The sequence below is a fragment of the Vreelandella zhanjiangensis DSM 21076 genome, from assembly GCF_000377665.1.
Classification (GTDB): Bacteria; Pseudomonadota; Gammaproteobacteria; order Pseudomonadales; family Halomonadaceae; genus Vreelandella; species Vreelandella zhanjiangensis.
Genome location: NZ_KB898647.1, coordinates 107,944 through 126,291, shown reverse-complemented (window position 1 = coordinate 126,291; position 18,348 = coordinate 107,944). Strand labels below are relative to the sequence as shown.

Genomic DNA, 18,348 nt, shown 5'->3' with positions numbered 1-18,348 from the left:
ATCGTGCCAGGGGCTTTTTTCTTCAAGACGCGGATAAATTACGACTTAGATCAGAGTGTGCGATAGCTTTCCAGCTTGCTGTTTAGATGCATGCGCACGGCAGGCCATTCCGAGGCAATAATCGAATACACCACGGTGTCGCGTAGCGAACCGTCACGCATGACCTGATGGCTACGCAGAATACCATCCTGTTTGGCCCCTAGACGTTCAATCGCCTGGCGCGATGCCTGGTTAAAGAAATGTGTACGCAGCTCGACCGCCACCGCCTCAGAGGCTTCAAATAGATTCTGCAGCATCAAAAACTTGCACTCGGTATTCACGGCCGTACGCCGAACCGACTGCGAATACCACGTATAGCCGAGCATTGCGCGCCGGTTAGGGGCATCGATCTGATAAAACCGCGTGGTGCCGACGATATCACCACTTATTTTATGGCGTACGGCATAGGCAGTATTGCCCGTTTTTGCATCTTCCATTGCACGCTCAACATAGGCGGCCATTTCATCTGGATGAGGCACACTGGCGTACCAGATTTTCCACGCTTCCCCCTCGGCAACTGCCTGCTGTAGCGGCTCGATGTGCCCTGAGTGCAAATGTTCAAGAACTATATGTTCGCCTTCCAGCTGCTGCTCTTTAATAAACATCGTCACTGTTCCCCTGTCGTAATCCTAACGCTCAATAATCCCATTAGCATCGCATTAACCGTTGGTAAGCCGCTACTGTGGCACCGGCACAAATTAGGTAGGATAGCCGCCACGTTTTATTTATCTGTTCAGGATCATCACCCGCCATGCTCAATGGAATCTGGTTAAGCTTTTTTATGGCCGCGTTTGCCGGCGCGCTCTGGCAGTGGCTGGTGGGTGGAGATGGCGAAGTTTTCGCGCGCCTGGTGCAGTCGCTTTTCGATATGGCCAAGGTAAGCGTGGATATCATCCTAGTGTTGCTGGGTGCCATGACGCTTTGGCTGGGGTTTTTATCCATTGCCGAAAAGGCAGGCATGATTCGCCTGCTAGGCCGGGTGCTGGACCCGCTTTTTTGCCGGTTGATGCCAGAAGTGCCCCGAGGCCACCCGTCGATGGGCCTGATCAGCATGAACTTTGCGGCCAATATTCTGGGGCTGGATAACGCCGCGACGCCCATCGGGATCAAGGCGATGCATTCGCTGCAATCGCTTAATCCCAGCCGCGATACGGCCAGCAACGCCCAGATCCTGTTTCTGGTGCTCAATACCTCATCGCTGACCCTCTTGCCCGTCACCATTTTCATGTACCGCGCCCAGCAGGGAGCCGCCGACCCAACGCTCGTGTTCTTGCCTATTCTGCTTGCCACCAGCGCTTCAAGCTTTGTGGGGTTATTAGCAGTCGCTCTGGTTCAGCGTTTAAAGCTCTGGCACCCCACGGTGCTTGCCTACTTTGCCGTGGCGGCCCTTGGCCTAGGCCTGCTGATTACCACCCTGGCCGGGCTTTCCGCCGAGGCGCTGGCCGCAGCCTCGACGCTGGTGGGTAACCTGACGCTGTTCAGCATTGTCATCATGTTTTTGGTGGTGGGCGCCTTGCGGGGCGTCAAGGTATATGACGCCTTTATCGAAGGGGCCAAGGAAGGGGTGAGTTTTACCCTGACGCTTCTGCCTTACCTGATCGCCATGCTGGTAGCCGTGGGCGTCTTACGCGCCAGCGGCGTTCTGGATGCAGGGCTTGCCGGCGTGCGCTGGCTGGTAGAAGGGTTTGGATGGGACACGCGCTTTGTGGATGCATTGCCTACCGCGTTTATAAAGCCCCTTTCCGGCGGCGGCGCGCGGGCGATGATGATCGAGACCATGAACAACTTCGGCGTGGACAGCTTCCCGGGGCTATTGGCGGCCACGCTGCAGGGCAGCACCGAGACCACCTTTTACGTGCTGGCGGTCTATTTTGGCGCAGTGGGCATCAGCCGTATTCGTCACGGTTTGGGGTGTGCATTGATCGCCGATGCCGCGGGTATCCTCACGGCAATCGGCGTGTGTTACTGGTTCTTCGGCTAGGCGCTTACTGACTTTCACCCGCCAGATGATCGCTCAACGCGTGGAAGAACTGGGTGATCGGGACGATTTCGAAGGCTTCGGCCTTGGGCTGGGCGCTAGTCATGGCGATCACCATGTCGTTGTCCGGGTCGATGAACACCCACTGACCAAAGATGCCTACCGCCGAGAAGGCGCCCTCGCCTTCCGGCCACCAGGAGTAGCCATACTCGACCTCCTCACCGCCGATCTCATGGGGCCGGGCGGACTCTGCCACCCAGCCTTCGGGCAGCACGTTGGGCTCGTTATACTCATCCAGTACGAACTGCCCAAAGCGAGCATAGTCTTTGAGCGTGATTAATAGTCCACTGCCGCCGATCTCCTGGCCGTCCTCGCTATCCAGCCACCACTTGGCATCGGTTTCCATGCCGTAGCCTGACCAGATCTTCTCGGACAGGTACTCCGAGGCGCTCTTGCCCACGGCGCCGTTGATGATTGCCGAAAGCAGCTGGGTCTCGCCGGTGCTGTAATTCCACACCTCGCCAGGCTTACCGGCGCGCTCAAGCCCGCCCATAAACTCAAGCAAAGCGCCGGGGCGCTGCTCAAGCTGCACTTCGAGCATCTGGCGGCGCTGGGAGTCCGGGTCGGCATAGGTTTCATCCCAGGCAACGCCAGAGGCCATCAACAGAATCTGCTCGACGGTAACGTCATCGTAGACGCTGCCCTCGAGTTCGGGCACGTACTTGCTGACGGCGTCATCCAGGCTTTCGATATGGCCGTCGTTGAGTGCTGCACCAATCAGCGTCGAGGAGATCGACTTGGCGATCGACATCGACATCCAGGGCGTGTCTGCCGTGTTACCCAGGGCGTACTGCTCGAACACCACATCGTTGTCGTGCACCGCCATTAGGCCGCTCACCCGGTTGAGCGCCATGAAGTCGTAAATATCGTAGGTCACGCCTTCATGGGTGAGCGAGAAATCCTCGAGCGAGGCATCGCGCTGGCCGAATTCATGCGGGGAACTTGCCGCTTTGACCGTGCGGGTAGGAAAGAGGCGGTCGATATGGCGCGAAAGCTCGACCTGTTCGTCAGGCATCATTTGACCGCTATAGAGCTTGCGCACCTCAGCCTGGCTTTGCTCAGAGCTCTGGGCAAGGCTTGCGCTTGCGCTTGCGCTTGAAACAAGCGTGAGCGCCGCCGCGATCAAGGGCGAGCGATAAGTCATCGAAGTCATGGCATTCCCATTAAATAAGTGAAAACCAGGCGCGATCAAGCGCCGAACTTACTTAGCTCGAGCCGCCCGCGCGGCGTGAAGCTTTTTGTAGCTTTCAATCAAACGTTGATGACGTTCCAGGCCTTCTAACTGCATGTTAGTGGGCGTCAGTCCGTAAAAACGCACCGTACCTTCTACCGAGCCCACCACCGCCGCCATGGTCTCTTCGCCAAACATGCGTTGGAAGTTGGGCAGGTAGTCGTCAATTTCAAGCTCATCGTCGAGGGCAATTTCCAGCACCGCGTTTACCGCCTGGTAGAACAGCCCACGTTCGACGGTGTTGTCGTTGTACTGCAAGAACATCTGCACGCAGTCCAATGCTTCTTCATGACGGCCAAGCGCCAGGTAGATCAACAGTTTAAGCTCGAGAATGGTGAGCTGGCCCCAGACAGTGTTTTCATCGAACTCGATGCCGATCAACGTGATGATATCGGCGTGGTCGTCCATCTGGCTCTCTTCGAGACGCTCGACCAGATTGAGCAGCTGGACATCCTCCAGTCTGTGCAGGTTGAGGATATCCGCGCGGTAATCGAGTGCTTTATTGGTGTTGTCCCAGATCAGGTCCTCGATCGGGTACACCTCGGAGTAACCCGGCACCAAAATGCGGCACACCGGTGCGCCGAGATCTTCGTGTACCGACATGTACACCTCGGCCCCCAGCTCCTCGAAGATGCCGAACAGCGTTTCGGCCTCTTCTTCGTTGGTGCCGGAGAAGTCCCACTCGCTGAACTCGAAATCGGCCTTGGCGCTGAAGAAGCGCCAGGAGACCACGCCGACCGAATCGATGAAGTGCTCGACGAAGTTGTTGGGCTCGGACACCGTCTGCGAGTTGAAGGTGGGCAGCGGCAGGTCGTTCAAGCCTTCGAAACTGCGGCCCTGTAAAAGTTCGGTGAGGCTACGCTCCAGCGCCACCTCGAAACTCGGGTGGGCGCCGAAGGAGGCGAACACGCCGCCGGTGCGCGGATTCATCAACGTCACGCACATTACCGGGAACTGCCCGCCCATGGAGGCATCCTTCACCAGCACCGGGAAGCCCTGGGCCTCGAGCGCCTTGATGCCTTCTACAATGCTGGGGTACTTAGCCAGCACATCTTGCGGCACGTCCGGCAGGGTCAGCTCCTGCTCGAGAATCTCACGCTTCACCGCCCGCTCGAAGATTTCCGACAGGCACTGCACTTGGGCTTCCACCAGCGTGTTGCCCGCGCTCATGCCATTGCTCAGGAACAGGTTTTCAATCAGATTCGAGGGGAAGTAAACCGTCTCGCCATCCGACTGACGCACAAAGGGTAGCGAGACGATCCCGCGGTCTTCCCGCCCGGAATTGGTATCGATCAGGTTGGAGCCTGCAAGCTCGCCTTCCGGGTTGTAGATGGCCAAGCAGTGTTCATCGAGGATTTCTTCGGGCAGTTCGTCGTTTGGCCCAGGCTTGAACCACTTCTCATTGGGGTAGTGCACGAAGTCGCTACCCGCGATTTCTTCACCAAAGAACTGGTCGTTATAGAAGAAGTTGCAGCTCAAGCGCTCGATAAACTCTCCGAGCGCCGAGCACAGTGCACTCTCCTTGGTCGCGCCTTTACCGTTGGTAAAGCACATGGGTGAGGCCGCATCGCGAATATGCAGCGACCACACGTGGGGCACGATATTGCGCCAGGAAGCGATCTCGATCTTCATGCCAAGCTCGGCCAGCAGCGCGCTCATATTGGCGATGGTATCTTCAAGGGGTAAGTCCTTCCCCTCGATATAAGTGCGCTCGCTGCCTTCCGGCGCGCCCATCAGCAGTGCCTGAGAATCCTCATCTATATTCTCGACGACCTCGATCTGAAACTCAGGTCCAGTTTGAACGACCTTCTTGACCGTGCAACGGTCAATCGAGCGCAGGATGCCTTGACGATCTTTCTCGGAAATATCGTCGGGAAGCTCGACCTGAATCTTGAAGATCTGCTTGTAGCGGTCTTCCGGGTCGACGATATTGTTCTGGGAAAGGCGGATATTCTCGGTAGGAATGTCCCGCGCGTTGCAGTACACCTTCACGAAGTAGGCCGCGCACATGGCGGATGACGCCAGAAAATAGTCGAACGGACCAGGCGCCGAGCCGTCGCCCTTGTAGCGAATCGGCTGGTCTGAAATAACGGTGAAGTCGTCGAATTTAGCCTCCAGGCGGAGGTTATCGAGATAGTTGACTTTGATTTCCATGAGCGGGCATCCGGAGCAATGAGTGTGCCTGGGCCGTTGAAAACCGGGCCCTTGGCGAATTGCCGCCCATTATCCAGTTTTTGACCCGCTTCGTCTTGGTAAGTCTCGTTAAGTGCTTATTCAGCGCTAAGCAGAAACGCCAATGCTTCGTCCAGCAGCACCTCAGGAATTTCTTCAGCAATATAGTGGCCGCAGGGCAGAGCCTTTCCTTCAACCTGAGTCGCCACCTTGCGCCATTCGCTGAGTGCATCCAAGTTGGCTTCAATCGCGCCTTCAGCGCCCCACATCACTTTTAACGGGCAGGTAAGTTTTATACCTGCGTCGATATCGGCCTGATCGTGGACTAAATCGATCGTGGCGCTGGCGCGATAGTCGCCACAGATGCCAGTGGCGGTGCCGGGCAGCGCCAGGCAGCGTTCGTATTCCGCCAGGGCTTCCGAGGTAAACGGTGTCATCCCGGCACTGCGCGCGCCCATCACACTTTTAAGGTATTGGGTGGGGTCGCTATTGATCAGCATTTCCGGCAGCGGCTGAGGGCGAATCAAAAAGAACCAGTGCCAGTAGCTGCGTGCAAACGCCTCATTGGTGCCGCGATACATGGCAAGGGTGGGCGCAATATCCAGAAACACCATGCGCTCAACGCGTGAGGCATAGTCAACGCCCAAGCGGTGGGCGACCCGCGCGCCGCGATCATGCGCCAGCACCTTGAAGCGCTCGAACCCCAGACCACTCATCAGTTCGGCCATATCGGTCGCCATAGTGCGCTTGGAATAATTGAGATGCTCGGCGTCATCGTCGGGTTTGCCGCTATCGCCGTAGCCGCGCAGGTCGGCAGCAATGACGGTGAAGTGCTGGGCAAGCGATTCAGCCACCTTATGCCAAATCACATGGGTTTGCGGGTGTCCGTGAAGCAGCAGGAGTGCAGGGCCGTTTCCGCCCATGCGAAAGGCGATCTCGACGCCGTTGACCTGACGGGTGTGTTTTTCATAGCGGGTAAACATGGCGGACTCCTGCACGGAATAAATAAGCACATGAAGCAGTTTACGCCAGTTCAAGGATAACTGGTCAGCCCGCAGGCGGAGTGAGCACCTGTTCGAATAACAGCGCCTCAAAGACTTCCATGGGCGCTTCTGATTTAAGCGTTTTGGCGCGTAGAATGGCCCCTTCCCAACCGCAGAGAATAAAGCTTGCCAGCCGATGCGGGTCAAGCGCTGTGGGGAGTAAGCCCTGGGCCTGGGCATCCTGTAAACAGCGCGCAAAACGCTCTTCCCAGCGTTGGAAGGCGCTGTTGAGCGCTTCACGAAAACGGTCGCTTTGACCGGCCAGTTCCTGGCCTAAATTACCAATCAGGCAACCGGTCGCATGGTCGCACTCGCGCATGTACGTCCGGCCAGCGGCAAAGTAACGCTGCAAGCGCTCTAGCGGTGGCGTCATCGAATCTTCAAGCAGGGCCACTAAACTCTCATCGTAATCATTGGCAAAGCGCTCAATGACCGCCAACCCAAAATCTTCTTTACTGGAGAAGTAATGGTAAAACGACCCCTTAGGCACGTCGCATGCTTTAAGAACGGCATTGATACCCGTTGCGTTATACCCTTGCTGGGCAATCAGCTCGGCGCCGGTATCAATTAACTTATCGCGGGTGGCGGTGTTTTTCATACGCGTAAAAAAGACTCGTGGGTCGGCAGTTATTCCAATGTGGATAGATCACGCCATTAAAAAGCCGCAGATGCTACCGGCTTGCGAAGGGTTGCACGCTATTTTCATAATGCTTACCCAATCGCTGCGAACCAATGCGTGATGCTAGCATGATACGCTTGTTTGTCTGGAATTTTCGCTCTTACGACGGATACCCCGTGTTGATAAAATCGCTTAGCTCTTGTTCCTCATCCCAACAGGGTCGTATTCGTTTTGGCGCCGTGGCAGCCCTGCTGGTTTTTGCGGTTGGCTTGGCCAGCGCCTGGTGGATCATTAGCCAGCCACCGCGTATTGAGCGACGTCCACCGCCTGAACCAACGCCACCGGTGGTCGATGTCATCACGCTTACCCAAAGTACCCAGTCGCCTGCCCTCAGCGGTTTTGGCCGCGTTGAAGCCGAGCAGACCGCTATGCTGGCAAGCCGCGTGGCAGGCCAGCTGGAGCGCTTTGCAGAAAACGTGCTGCCTGGCCAGGTCGTCGAGGAAGGCGCGCCGGTTGCGTATATCGACCAGGCTGATTTACGCCTGACGCTTGAAGATGCCGAAGCCCAGCTAAGCAATGCCCAGGCCCAACTTGCGCTGGAAAATGCTGAACAGCAGCGGGCACGCAGTGAATATGAATCGTTTGGGCGTCAGTTGTCTGCCGAGCGGCGCTCTTTGGTGCTGCGTGAACCTCAGCTGCGCCAGGCCCAGGCCCAGCTGACCCAAGCGCGCGTAGTGCGTGACCAGGCAGCGCTCAACCTGGAGCGAGCCACGCTTATCGCGCCTTGGCGGGCCATGGTACAGGAGCGCCTGGTGGGCGCGGGCAGCCTGCTGAGCCAGGGAACCGAGATCCTTAATCTTGTCGGCGTCGAACAGTTCTGGGTACGCGCCTCGTTGCCCGGCGATGCGCTTGAGTGGCTGGAGCCTGGCAGCGCGGTCAGCCTTTCAAGCCGAGGCTGGCCCATTGATGCCACCCGTCAGGGAACGCTGATCTCCATTTTGCCAAATCTTGAAGAAAGCGGCCTGCAGGCACAGCTGTTGATCGCCGTCGATGACCCGCTAGCGCTGGATACCGATGGCCCGGCACTGCGCCTGGGCGATATCATGCGCGTGTCGTTTCAGACCCAGTCCCATGAAGAATTGATTGCACTGCCCTCGGCTGCGTTACGCCCAGGCGAGCGAGTCTGGTGGGTGGATGAAGAAAATCACTTGCATAGCAGCATCGTAACGCTTGCTTACCGTGGAGAAGAGCAAGCCCTGGTGCGTAGCGGCCTGCAGGTCGGTCAACGGGTTGTCACCTCAGGGCTTGCCCAACCCCGTGAAGGCCAGCAGGTACGCATTCGCCAGCGCGGCGATACCCCGGCAAGCGATAGGGAGAATATCTGATGCGCCGCGGCCCGCTTGCCTGGATGATCGACCATGGCGTTGCGCCTAACCTTCTGATGCTGCTGTTTATCGTGGGTGGCCTTATGGCCTCGCTCGCGATTAAAAAGGAAGTCTTCCCTGAGTTTGAAATTGAAATCGTTCAGGTCAGCATCAGCTATCCCGGCGCTACCCCAGAGGACGTAGAGCAAAGCCTGCTGCTGCCCGTTGAGGCGGCGGTGTCGAATGTAGAAGGTATTGATGAGCTGACATCAACCGCTGGCGAAGGCAGCGGTATGGTCAGCGCGACGCTAATTGACGGCGTTGATGTGATGCGCGTTTATCAGGATATTCAGCAGTCGGTTAATGCGATCACTACGCTGCCCAACGCCGCCGACCCGCCACGCTTCACGCTGGCCGGGCGCTCACGCAGCGTGGTAAGCCTTCAGGTTTATGGGTCGGTAGGGCTCGCTGCGCTTCACGATGCCGCTGAAGATATCCGGGCTGAACTTCAGGCAGTAGAGGGCATTTCGCGAGCGGAGCTTTCCGGAAACCGTGAACGGGAAATTCAGATTCATCTGGATGAAGAAGCCATTGAACGCTTTGGACTTGATCACCAGCAGCTTGCCGCGCGTATCGGCGAAGAAGCCCTGGACTTGGCAAGCGGACAGCTAACCACCGCCGAAGGCGAATGGCTGGTTCGCTACCAAGGGCGGCGCAACAGCGCGGCTGAATTTGCCGACCTGCCGATTCTCACCACCGCTCAAGGATCACCTATTCTGCTGGGGGATATTGCCGCCATCAGCAACGGCTTTGCAGAAACCGACCGGGAAGAGTTCTATAACGGCGAGCCGGGCCTGTCGGTCGATATCTATCAGATTGGTCACCAAACACCGACCAGCATTTCAGAAGCGGTTTACGGCGAGTTGGAGCGCCTGCGAGCAGCGCTTCCGCCCGGGGTTAGCCTGGATGTCTCGCGCGACAGTTCTGAAGTATACGAAGACCGCCTGAGCCTGCTGTTGAAAAACGCCTGGATGGGCCTGGCGCTCGTACTGGTGCTGATGGCGCTGTTTCTTGAAGCGCGGCTGGCCTTTTGGGTAACGCTGGGCATTCCAACAGCATTTTTGGGGGCCATGCTGTTTCTTCCCTGGATCGGCGTCTCGCTAAACATGATGTCGATGTTTGCCTTCATCATTGCGCTGGGGATCGTGGTCGACGATGCGATTATGGTCGGCGAAAACATCTATAGCTATCGTGAAGAGGGCTACTCGCTGCGCGATGCGGCGGTAAAGGGTGCCAGCGAAATTGCCGTGCCGCTGACCTTTGCCATTTTATCCAATATCGTCGCGTTTCTACCGCTGCTGTTTTTACCCGGCTTTTTGGGCATGCTGTTTGCGACCGTACCGGTCGTGGTCATCACCGTGTTTCTGATTTCCTGGGCAGAAGCGCTGTTTATTCTCCCCGCGCATCTGGCCCACAGCCGCAAGCCGCGTGAAACACCGGCCTGGCAGCGGCCACTGGAAGCGGTGCGTCAACGCATGCAGAGCGGCTTACACCACTTTACCTACCGCCAGTTTGAGCCTTTTCTACAGCGTGCGCTCAATCAGCGCCTGCTAAGCGTCGCGCTAGGAGTAGCGGTGCTGGTCGTGGCTCTCGCCTGGATAATGAGCGGGCGGCTAGGTTTCTCGCTAATGCCCCGCGCTGAGTCGGACCAGGTTCAAGCTACCGTCACGCTGCCCATTGGCACCAATATCAGCGTTAGCCGGGAGCTTAGCCAGCAGCTGCTCAATGCCGCCCAAACGTTAAGCGAGCGTGAAGACACGCTGGCCTTTAGCAGCACGCGTAGCCGCCTGGACGGCGAAAACCTACAGGTCAGGCTCGATATCGCAAGTGATAGCTTGGAAACTTGGCCGCCCTCTCGTATTGCGCGCGAGTGGCGCACGCTTGCCGGAGACTTGGTCGGCGCTCAGTCGGTGCGTTTTGAATCCGATTTTGGAGGCCCCGGCAGCGGCGCAGCGCTTAGCCTACGCCTGTCTCACCCCGATACTCAGGTGCTTGAAGCGGCCGCTTCACGGCTCGCCGATGAGCTGGGTGAGTACGGGCTAACCGATATTGATAGCGGGATTGGCGATGGTAAGCCGCAGCTGGAAATGCGCCTTTCCGCAGAAGGCCGGGCGCTGGGCCTTACCGGTAGCGACTTGGCCCAGGCACTGCGTGGCCCCTTGCAGGGTGCCACCGCTGTTGAACAGTTTGTCGGGCGCCGCGAGATTAGCGTGGAAGTTCGCTTGCCCGAAGCCGACCGCGATAGCTTAACCGAGCTTTACCGCATGCCCGTTCGCACGCCGGACGGACTTAGCGTGCCGCTTTCCCGCGTGGCGGATATTACCCTCAGCCAGGCCTCCAGCAGCCTACAGCGTATTGATGGTCGACGTATCATTACCGTGACGGCCGATGCCGAAGGTGATAGAACCATTAATCAGGTGTTGGCAACACTGCAGGAAGACGTTTTCCCGATACTTGAGAACACCTGGCCAGGGCTTGAGGTCAGCTTGGGCGGGCGCCAGCAGGATACCGCTGACAACCTTGCTACGCTGCGCACCGCTATGTGGCTGATGCTGGCGGCCCTCTACGCGCTGTTGGCGATTCCGTTCAGGAGCTATCTGCAGCCTTTGCTGGTGCTTGCGGCTATCCCCTTTGGTATTGTCGGTGCGGTGATGGGGCATATCATCATGGGGTTTGGGCTTTCGATTATCAGCCTGCTGGGTATGCTGGCGCTCTCCGGGGTGGTGATCAATGACGCGCTGGTGCTGATCGATTACGCCAACCGCAAGCGGCGCGAAGGCATGGCCCCGCGGGAAGCCATTGTAGCGGCGGCCACCCGGCGTTTACGTCCTATCATGATGACCACCCTAACCACCTTTTTAGGTCTGGCGCCGATGATTCTCGAAACCTCCCGTCAGGCGCGCTTCATGATCCCGATGGCCATATCGCTTGGCTTTGGGATGATTTTTGCGACCGCTATTTTGCTGGTTCTGGTGCCGTGTCTCTATCTGGGCATGGAGAACTGGCGCGAGCGATTGAGCATGCCACGTCAACCTGGCCAGGAAGGCACCACCTGATGGTTTTTTCGTTTTCCAAATGGCGGCCCTCACGGCTCGGCTTAAAGCTGTTCGCGGCCATATTAAGCGTTAACGTGGCCATCTCGGCCAGCATGTTCCTGGCGGTTTCCTACAGTATCGATCGCGGTTTTCTCGATTACTTAAGCCAGGCCCAGGAGCGCCGTGCCATGCTGCTGGCCGACGGCTTGATTACCCGCTGGGAAACGCAGAACAACTGGCAGTGGTTGGAAAACAAGCCCCGCCGCTGGCCGAATATCGTGCGTTTTGAGCTAGGCCAGGAAGACCGCGAGCGCCCTTCCCCGCTGGGTGAAGCCCGGGATTTTGCGCTACGCGCACCCGACGGACGGTTTGTTATCCCACCCATGGATAATCGAACGGGCTCAAGCGATTGGCGCTGGCTAACGCTTTATAGCAACGATCTGGAAATCGGCGAGCTGGGGTTTCGTCCCCCTCAGCAAATGCTTGAGCGCATGGAAAATCACTTTTTAGAGCGCCAACAGCGCAATTTGATGATTATCGTCATCTCGATTGGCCTGGCCTCACTGCTGCTGGCAGCCGGGCTCTCTTGGTGGCTTAGCCGACGCACGCGTGCGCTGGCCATTGCGACACGACAGCTCACCGAAGGCAATTACCACTCCCGCCTGCCCGAGCGTGGCCGCGACGAGCTTTCACGTCTGGCGAGGGACTTTAACGTTTTGGCAGCGACTCTTGAAGCCAACCGTGACGCGCGCTCGCGCTGGGTATCCGATACGGCCCACGAGCTACGTACGCCGCTTGCCGTATTGCGTGGTGAAATTGAGGCCATGCAGGATGGCATTCGCCCTCTAAATCAAGAAAATCTGTTCTCTCTTGCCCAGGAAGTGGCTCAGCTCGAACGTCTGGTCGCCGATTTACGTCTGCTCTCGCAAAGTGATGCCGGGGCGCTGGATATTCATTTAGCCCCGATGGATCTTAGCGAAAGCCTGACCAGCCGCCTTGAGGACGCCGACCGCTGGCTCAAGGAAAGCGGCCTTACCCTGACCACGCATATTGCCCCCGGCGTTATGATTCGCGGCGATGCTCAGCGCCTGCATCAGCTGTGGAATAATCTGCTGGACAATAGCTGCGCCTATACCGATGCGCCAGGCAAACTTCAGGTGACCCTTGGTATCCAACACCACCATGCAGTGATTACCTGGCAAGATAGCGCACCCGGCGTGCCCGAAAGTGAGCTTGCACGGCTTACCGAGCGCCTTTACCGGGTAGAAGGGTCGCGTAACCGTGCCAGCGGCGGCAGCGGTTTGGGCTTGTCAATTGCAAGCGCCTTGGTCAATGCCCACGGGGCGACGCTCAAGGCCTCAAGCACCCCGCTGGGCGGCCTTTGCTGGACGCTGCGTTTTCCGTTACTCACTGTTCATTAATTACTTAGCGAGCCCACTATGTCGCATGACGCCTCGTTGTTGATCGTTGAAGACGAACCCAAAATTGCTCGCCTGATGGATGACTACTTAAGCTCTCATGGCTATGCCGTCACCACGCTTGGCCATGGTGACGAGGTGTTTCCCTGGTTAGAAAACAACTCGCCCAAGCTGATCCTTTTAGACGTTATGCTGCCCGGCAAAGATGGCCTTACGCTATGCCGGGAAATACGCCAGCAATGGCCTACGATCGCCATTATCATGGTCACCGCCAAGGTAGAAGAGGTGGATCGCCTGTTAGGGTTAGAGCTAGGCGCCGACGACTACATCTGTAAACCCTTTAGCCCCCGAGAAGTGGTGGCCAGGGTAAAAGCCGTGCTACGCAGAAGCCAAGCCCTTGCTGAACAAGCCACGGCAGATCAACCTGAAACGCTGGCGCCGGTCACTCTCAACGAAGATGGCTGGCAAGCCCTGGCCCATGGCCATGATTTAGGCCTCACCGCGGTCGAATTTCAGCTGTTGCGGGTGATGATGCAATCGCCGGGGCGAATCTTTAGCCGAGAGCAGCTGATGGATCACATGTACCGCGATAACCGCATCGTGTCAGAGCGCACTGTGGATAGCCATATCAAAAAGCTGCGCAAAAAGATCACCGAGGCCCTACCAGAACAGGACATTATTCGTTCAGTGTATGGGGTAGGATATAAGTATCAGCCAGAGGGCTAACCGCAGGATTCACTATGAAGGCGCTTATAGTAGAAGATAACGACAATCTAGCGCGTTCGATGGCCACAACCCTGCACGATGCAGGTTTCAGTATTATTGTCGCCAACGATGGTGCCAAAGCCCTTCCAATACTGGCACAGGGCGGCTTCGATCTGCTGGTGTTGGATCTAGGCTTGCCTGAACTTGATGGTATTAGCCTTTTGCGCAAATTACGTCATCAGCAGAATACCATTCCGGTGCTGATCATCTCCGCCAGAGACACGCTGGACCAGCGCATTCTAGGGCTTGAAGAAGGTGCCGATGACTACCTGTGCAAGCCCTTCTCGCTTGATGAAGTGGTGGCCCGTGCCCGCGCGCTCGTGCGGCGTGCCAAGCATTTTGGTGGTGAAACGCTGCAGTGTGGTCGCCTGGAGTTTTTACCTGACGCCATGGAGCTCAGAATTGACGGCCAGCCAGTGGCGCTACATCGCCGCGAGCTGGAAGTAGTGGAATATTTGATGATTAACCAAAATCGTCTGGTCAGTAAGGATCAGATTATCGATCGGCTCTCTACTACGGACGAGCCTGTTAGCTATGCGGCAGTGGAGACCTATATTTCGCGTATTCGTAAGAAAATCGGCTATGACTTCGGTTTGAAAACGGTCCGCGGTCTAGGCTATTACCTGGCCCCCAAAGAAGCCTCCAACCCAGCATCTGACGCCTGATATGCCTGTTAACAAATCGATAAAAAGCCGCCTGCTGCTGTGGATTGGTTTGCCGTTTACGGCTCTGGCCTTTCTTGCACTTCTTTCAAGCTACCTGCTGTTGACGCGCCAAATTAACGAAACCTTTGACGGTATGCTGCTCAATGCCGCCGAGCGCCTGGAAAGGCGTATCTATACGGTAGACGGCGCGCTACGTATTAACATGCACTACTTCAGCATCAGCACTCTGGGTAGCCGCGGTGAGGGCAAAATATTCTACCGAATGCGCGAAATAAATGGTGGGATGATTGCCGGTTTTCAGGGCCTGGGCGACCCTCCCGAAGACCTTTCAGAACCGATATTTTATGACGTGACATACGCGGGCAACGAGCTACGCGCCGTTGCCCTGACGTTTCCCTTCAACCGCGGTCGTGAGAACGTCAATATTCAAGTAATCGTTGCGGAGTCCAAAGAAGCGCGCTACACGCTGATCAATGACTTCATGGTAACGCTCACCGGGTTAGCGGTAATTGCCGGGATTCTTGCCATTACCATCGCTTGGCTTGCGATTTATCAAGGCCTGGCACCGCTTAATAGCGTAAGCCAAGCGCTGCGTCGCCGTTCACCCCATGACCTTCAGCCGCTTGAAGACGGTGCTCCCAAAGAGATCCATCCACTGATTATTAGTATCAATCAATTGATGCTGCGTATCCGACGCAGCATTGAAAGCACGCAGCAATTAAATGCCGATGTATCCCATCAGCTGCGAACACCCATTTCTGAAATACGGGCACTGACTGAAATCTCGCTGAAAGCAGCCCAGGAGCCCGAAATTCGGGCAAACCTTATCGAAATACAGCGCATTTCAGAGCATGCCAGTCATACGGTTCAACAGCTGCTGAAATATGCCAAGACCCGCAGCGAGCTGGTGGATGATACCCATCTTGAAGCTGTAGATCTGGTGGCGATATGCCAGGACGCCTGCGCGCAAACCGCCACCAGCATTTACCAAAAAGGCCAGGAGCTGTCGTTTGATCATCCCCATACCATTCCCAGGGTGCTGGGCGACCCAATCATGCTGCTGTGGCTGGTGATTAACCTGATTGAGAACGCCAGCCTGCACGCAGGGGGTCTTGAGGCTTATCAAGGGCCAATCGATATCGCCCTAACGACACAGCAGCAACAGGTAATGTTGACAGTAAGTGACCAGGGGACTGGCGTGGAAGAGGCACAGCTTGGCAAACTAACCGAACGTTTTTTCCGCCACAATCCGCACGCCCCCGGTAGCGGTTTAGGCTTGGCCATTGTGGAACAGATTGCCACCGCGCACTCTGCCCTCCTCTCTTTTAGCAACAGGCCAGAAGGGGGCTTCGCTGTCACGGTGGCGTTTCCCGCTATGCAGCCGCTTGCTTAGCAATACGAATGACCAGCGGGGTCATAAAGATCAGCAGTAACAGGCGCAGAACATGGTGTGACACCACATACACCGGATCGATATCCATCACCATGGCGATGACGGCCATCTCCCCCACCCCGCCGGGAATCAGTGCCAGCAACACCGCCACAAAGGAAAGCTGGGTTATGCTTGCAACTAGCCAGGCCATGAGTGCCGCGACAATCAGGGCAAACAGTGCATATACAATCCCAAACCGCCCCACGGTGACGACCTGAGACCAATGGGTCCCTGAGAAGCGCGCGCCGACCGAAGAGCCCAGCACCAAAAAGGCCATGAACACCACCCAGGTTGGCAGTGAGTAATCCATGCCCAGATTAGCGATGATGGCGCCTGAGGCCATCGGGCCTAAAAACTCCGGAATGGGAATGCGCAACAAACGGGCGAGCCACCAGCAAAGCGGAGCCAATAACAGCGGCAGCCCATCCCATAGAGAAAGCGATACGGGCGAGCTTTGCAGCGTGACATCATCCACAAAGAAGCTTGCCATCAGCGCCGCTCCAGATACCACCGTGACCAGCCGCAGCGAGTGCGAAATAGCGATCCAGCGCACATCGCCATTGGCGCGCTCGGCAAGCACTAAGGCTGAGTTCATGCTCCCGGGATAGGCACAAAACATAGCGTCCATAGGCCCTACGTTGGCGCGGATAAAGATAAAGTACCCGCCCACCAGCATAATCCCCATATAAACTAGCATCGCCAGTACGCTTGGGTACCACTGCACCAGACTGACCAGTTCACTGGCCTGAATGCGGCTCCCGATAAAGAGTCCCAGCAGGGCAATGGCCACACGATGCAAGCGCTTATCAACGCCGGTTTTAATACCGCCAAGCGATACCGCCATCACCATGAAAAGTGCGCCCAGCATCCAGGCCAGGGGCAATGAAAAAAGGGTGGCGATAACGCCACCCAAGCAACCCAAGACTAACGTTTTCAGCGTTTTTTTTGCCATTACGCTACGCCTGTTTGGCCGCACGCCAGGTACTGAAGCGCGCCATTAACGGCTGGCTAAATAGTGAGAACAACAAGAGCGCGAGGATCCCCAGCGTTACCGGACGCTCAAAGATATAGCTGAACTCCCCACCGCTGATTTGATAAGAATGCAGCAGAGACTTCTCAGCAAGCGACCCCAGCAGCATGCCAATCACGGCGGCAGGTACCGAGTAGCCGTAGTGGCGGAATATCCAGCCAATGACCGCAAATACCAGCACGGTGGCGGGACCTGTCATATTGCCGGTCAGGCCAAACGACCCCATGACCGCAAGAACCAGTACCGAAGGAATCAGGTAGCGCATGGGCACTTTGACAATATTGGCCAACAGCGGAATAAACAGCAGACCCACTATCACCAGCAGGAACACCTGAGCGAAGTTGGCAAAGATAATCGCGTAGACCACGTCGGTTTGCTGGCGAATAAATTGCGGCCCGCCGGTGATGTTATGCATGGCAAACGCAGCCAGCATTACCGCTGTTGCCCCGCCGCCGGGAATCCCGAGCGCCAGCAGAGTAGCCATTGAGCCACCTTCAGAGCTGCTGTTAGCGGCTTCTGATGCCACCACCCCCTTCGGGTTACCCTTGCCAAACGAGTCAGGATCTTTATCACGGCGCTTGGTTTCAATATAGGAAAGCAAATTAGAAACCGAGGAGCCCACGCCGGGCACGGCCCCGACCAGCACGCCGATCAAACCACCGCGCAGCATGACAACCGGGTAGCGCATCGCCATCTTGCAGCCTTCAAAAATCTCGCTGACTTTCACCTTGCGTGAATCGGCGGATTCAACAATAAAGCCTTTGTTGGCAAGCTTGAAAAGCTCAGAGGCGGCAAACATGCCCATCATGGCCGGAATCACTGGAATACCATCTAGAAGATACGTTTGCCCCATGGTGCCGCGCGCCAAGCCAATTTCACTAAACCCAATGGTACCTACCAGAAGGCCGACAAAACCCGCCACCAGACCTTTAAGTACCTGCTCGCCCTTCAGGCTGGCAATCAGCGTCATGCCCCATAGGATGACCACAAACATTTCGGAAGGGCCAAGCCTCAGTACCAGATAGGAGAGCGGCTGAATCATGAAAAACAGCACGAGATAACCCATCAGCGCGCCTACTACAGAGGCCGCCAGCGCCACGCCCAACGCCTGGTTATGCTGCCCTTTGCGCGCCATTGGGTAGCCATCGAAAGCGGTAGCTATAGCCGATGAAGTGCCCGGAATATTCATCAGAATGGCGGGAATACCCGCGCCGAACGAGCCGCCGGTAAAAATAGCGGTTAAGAACAGCATGGCCTGAATGAAATCCATGTACATGGTCATGGGCAGGAAGATCGCCATGGCCATGGAGATCTGCAGACCCGGCGTTGCGCCAAAGATTAACCCCAACACGATGCCCGGTATTACCACGAGCCAGGGGCCAAAATTAGAAAAGAGCAGATCCAGACCCTGCTGTACTGCGCCAAAATCGATCATAT

General features: G+C 56.8%; 14 protein-coding genes. 7 read left to right on the top strand and 7 right to left on the bottom strand.

Annotated features, from left to right (window positions below; translation table 11 throughout):
- Window positions 1-50: 50 nt before the first annotated feature.
- Entirely contained in the window at window positions 51-644 is a 594-nt protein-coding gene (locus tag D467_RS0104820; RefSeq protein ID WP_018916378.1) for a GNAT family N-acetyltransferase, read from the bottom strand.
- Between the two features lie 146 nt (window positions 645-790).
- Between D467_RS0104820 and D467_RS0104815 the strand changes: the two genes are divergently transcribed.
- Window positions 791-2,020: a spore maturation protein gene (locus tag D467_RS0104815; protein ID WP_018916377.1), complete on the top strand. Its 1,230-nt coding sequence runs from the start codon at window positions 791-793 to the stop codon at window positions 2,018-2,020.
- 4 nt (window positions 2,021-2,024) lie between these two features.
- Here D467_RS0104815 and D467_RS0104810 read toward each other — a convergent pair whose 3' ends face one another.
- From D467_RS0104810 to D467_RS0104795, 4 genes are all read right to left on the bottom strand, one after another.
- On the bottom strand, window positions 2,025-3,230 hold the full coding sequence (locus D467_RS0104810) for a serine hydrolase domain-containing protein (RefSeq protein WP_018916376.1): 1,206 nt from the start codon (window positions 3,228-3,230) through the stop codon (window positions 2,025-2,027).
- A 48-nt stretch (window positions 3,231-3,278) separates the two neighbouring features.
- Window positions 3,279-5,462 carry an OsmC domain/YcaO domain-containing protein gene (locus D467_RS0104805; protein WP_018916375.1) on the bottom strand — a complete coding sequence of 728 codons (2,184 nt, stop codon included), beginning with the start codon at window positions 5,460-5,462 and terminating at the stop codon, window positions 3,279-3,281.
- A gap of 116 nt (window positions 5,463-5,578) precedes the next feature.
- Window positions 5,579-6,463: an alpha/beta fold hydrolase gene (locus D467_RS0104800; RefSeq protein ID WP_018916374.1), complete on the bottom strand. Its 885-nt coding sequence runs from the start codon at window positions 6,461-6,463 to the stop codon at window positions 5,579-5,581.
- Window positions 6,464-6,527: 64 nt separating this feature from the next.
- Window positions 6,528-7,121, bottom strand: coding sequence for a TetR/AcrR family transcriptional regulator (locus D467_RS0104795; RefSeq protein WP_018916373.1), 594 nt, complete (start codon window positions 7,119-7,121; stop codon window positions 6,528-6,530).
- Window positions 7,122-7,270: 149 nt separating this feature from the next.
- On the opposite strand from D467_RS0104795, the gene D467_RS0104790 reads away from it, so the two are divergent.
- Genes D467_RS0104790 through D467_RS0104765 form a run of 6 tightly spaced genes read left to right on the top strand, consistent with a single transcriptional unit; the run spans window position 7,271 to window position 15,842 of the window.
- The gene (locus D467_RS0104790) at window positions 7,271-8,527 is read left to right on the top strand and encodes an efflux RND transporter periplasmic adaptor subunit (protein ID WP_018916372.1); all 1,257 of its coding nucleotides are present in this window, start codon (window positions 7,271-7,273) and stop codon (window positions 8,525-8,527) included.
- Window positions 8,527-11,622 (top strand): efflux RND transporter permease subunit, encoded by a 3,096-nt coding sequence (locus tag D467_RS0104785; protein WP_018916371.1) that lies wholly within the window; start codon window positions 8,527-8,529, stop codon window positions 11,620-11,622. Before D467_RS0104790 ends, D467_RS0104785 begins: the two co-directional genes overlap by 1 nt.
- Complete coding sequence (locus tag D467_RS0104780) at window positions 11,622-13,022, top strand: ATP-binding protein (protein ID WP_018916370.1); 1,401 nt, start codon at window positions 11,622-11,624, stop codon at window positions 13,020-13,022. Before D467_RS0104785 ends, D467_RS0104780 begins: the two co-directional genes overlap by 1 nt.
- An 18-nt stretch (window positions 13,023-13,040) precedes the next feature.
- Window positions 13,041-13,745 (top strand): response regulator, encoded by a 705-nt coding sequence (locus D467_RS0104775; RefSeq protein WP_018916369.1) that lies wholly within the window; start codon window positions 13,041-13,043, stop codon window positions 13,743-13,745.
- A gap of 14 nt (window positions 13,746-13,759) precedes the next feature.
- A complete protein-coding gene (locus D467_RS0104770; RefSeq protein ID WP_018916368.1) occupies window positions 13,760-14,449 on the top strand; it encodes a response regulator transcription factor in 690 nt (229 codons plus the stop codon).
- Between the two features lies 1 nt (window position 14,450).
- A complete protein-coding gene (locus tag D467_RS0104765) occupies window positions 14,451-15,842 on the top strand; it encodes a sensor histidine kinase (protein ID WP_018916367.1) in 1,392 nt (463 codons plus the stop codon).
- On the opposite strand, the gene D467_RS0104760 is transcribed toward D467_RS0104765, so the two are convergent.
- Both D467_RS0104760 and D467_RS0104755 read right to left on the bottom strand, forming a co-directional pair.
- Window positions 15,823-16,833: an AbrB family transcriptional regulator gene (locus tag D467_RS0104760; RefSeq protein WP_018916366.1), complete on the bottom strand. Its 1,011-nt coding sequence runs from the start codon at window positions 16,831-16,833 to the stop codon at window positions 15,823-15,825. The genes D467_RS0104765 and D467_RS0104760 overlap by 20 nt on opposite strands.
- A 4-nt stretch (window positions 16,834-16,837) precedes the next feature.
- Complete coding sequence (locus D467_RS0104755; RefSeq protein WP_018916365.1) at window positions 16,838-18,346, bottom strand: tripartite tricarboxylate transporter permease; 1,509 nt, start codon at window positions 18,344-18,346, stop codon at window positions 16,838-16,840.
- Window positions 18,347-18,348 lie beyond the last annotated feature (2 nt).

What these genes read in the sequence shown, in the direction of transcription:
- D467_RS0104755 (WP_018916365.1), bottom strand. Translation starts at nt 18,346, where the DNA reads ATGATCGATTTTGGCGCAGTACAGCAGGGTCTGGATCTGCTCTTTTCT.
- D467_RS0104800 (WP_018916374.1), bottom strand. Translation starts at nt 6,463, where the DNA reads ATGTTTACCCGCTATGAAAAACACACCCGTCAGGTCAACGGCGTCGAG.
- D467_RS0104805 (WP_018916375.1), bottom strand. Translation starts at nt 5,462, where the DNA reads ATGGAAATCAAAGTCAACTATCTCGATAACCTCCGCCTGGAGGCTAAA.
- D467_RS0104765 (WP_018916367.1), top strand. Translation starts at nt 14,451, where the DNA reads ATGCCTGTTAACAAATCGATAAAAAGCCGCCTGCTGCTGTGGATTGGT.
- D467_RS0104775 (WP_018916369.1), top strand. Translation starts at nt 13,041, where the DNA reads ATGTCGCATGACGCCTCGTTGTTGATCGTTGAAGACGAACCCAAAATT.
- D467_RS0104780 (WP_018916370.1), top strand. Translation starts at nt 11,622, where the DNA reads ATGGTTTTTTCGTTTTCCAAATGGCGGCCCTCACGGCTCGGCTTAAAG.
- D467_RS0104760 (WP_018916366.1), bottom strand. Translation starts at nt 16,833, where the DNA reads ATGGCAAAAAAAACGCTGAAAACGTTAGTCTTGGGTTGCTTGGGTGGC.
- D467_RS0104785 (WP_018916371.1), top strand. Translation starts at nt 8,527, where the DNA reads ATGCGCCGCGGCCCGCTTGCCTGGATGATCGACCATGGCGTTGCGCCT.
- D467_RS0104770 (WP_018916368.1), top strand. Translation starts at nt 13,760, where the DNA reads ATGAAGGCGCTTATAGTAGAAGATAACGACAATCTAGCGCGTTCGATG.
- D467_RS0104795 (WP_018916373.1), bottom strand. Translation starts at nt 7,121, where the DNA reads ATGAAAAACACCGCCACCCGCGATAAGTTAATTGATACCGGCGCCGAG.
- D467_RS0104790 (WP_018916372.1), top strand. Translation starts at nt 7,271, where the DNA reads ATGATACGCTTGTTTGTCTGGAATTTTCGCTCTTACGACGGATACCCC.
- D467_RS0104820 (WP_018916378.1), bottom strand. Translation starts at nt 644, where the DNA reads ATGTTTATTAAAGAGCAGCAGCTGGAAGGCGAACATATAGTTCTTGAA.
- D467_RS0104810 (WP_018916376.1), bottom strand. Translation starts at nt 3,230, where the DNA reads ATGACTTCGATGACTTATCGCTCGCCCTTGATCGCGGCGGCGCTCACG.
- D467_RS0104815 (WP_018916377.1), top strand. Translation starts at nt 791, where the DNA reads ATGCTCAATGGAATCTGGTTAAGCTTTTTTATGGCCGCGTTTGCCGGC.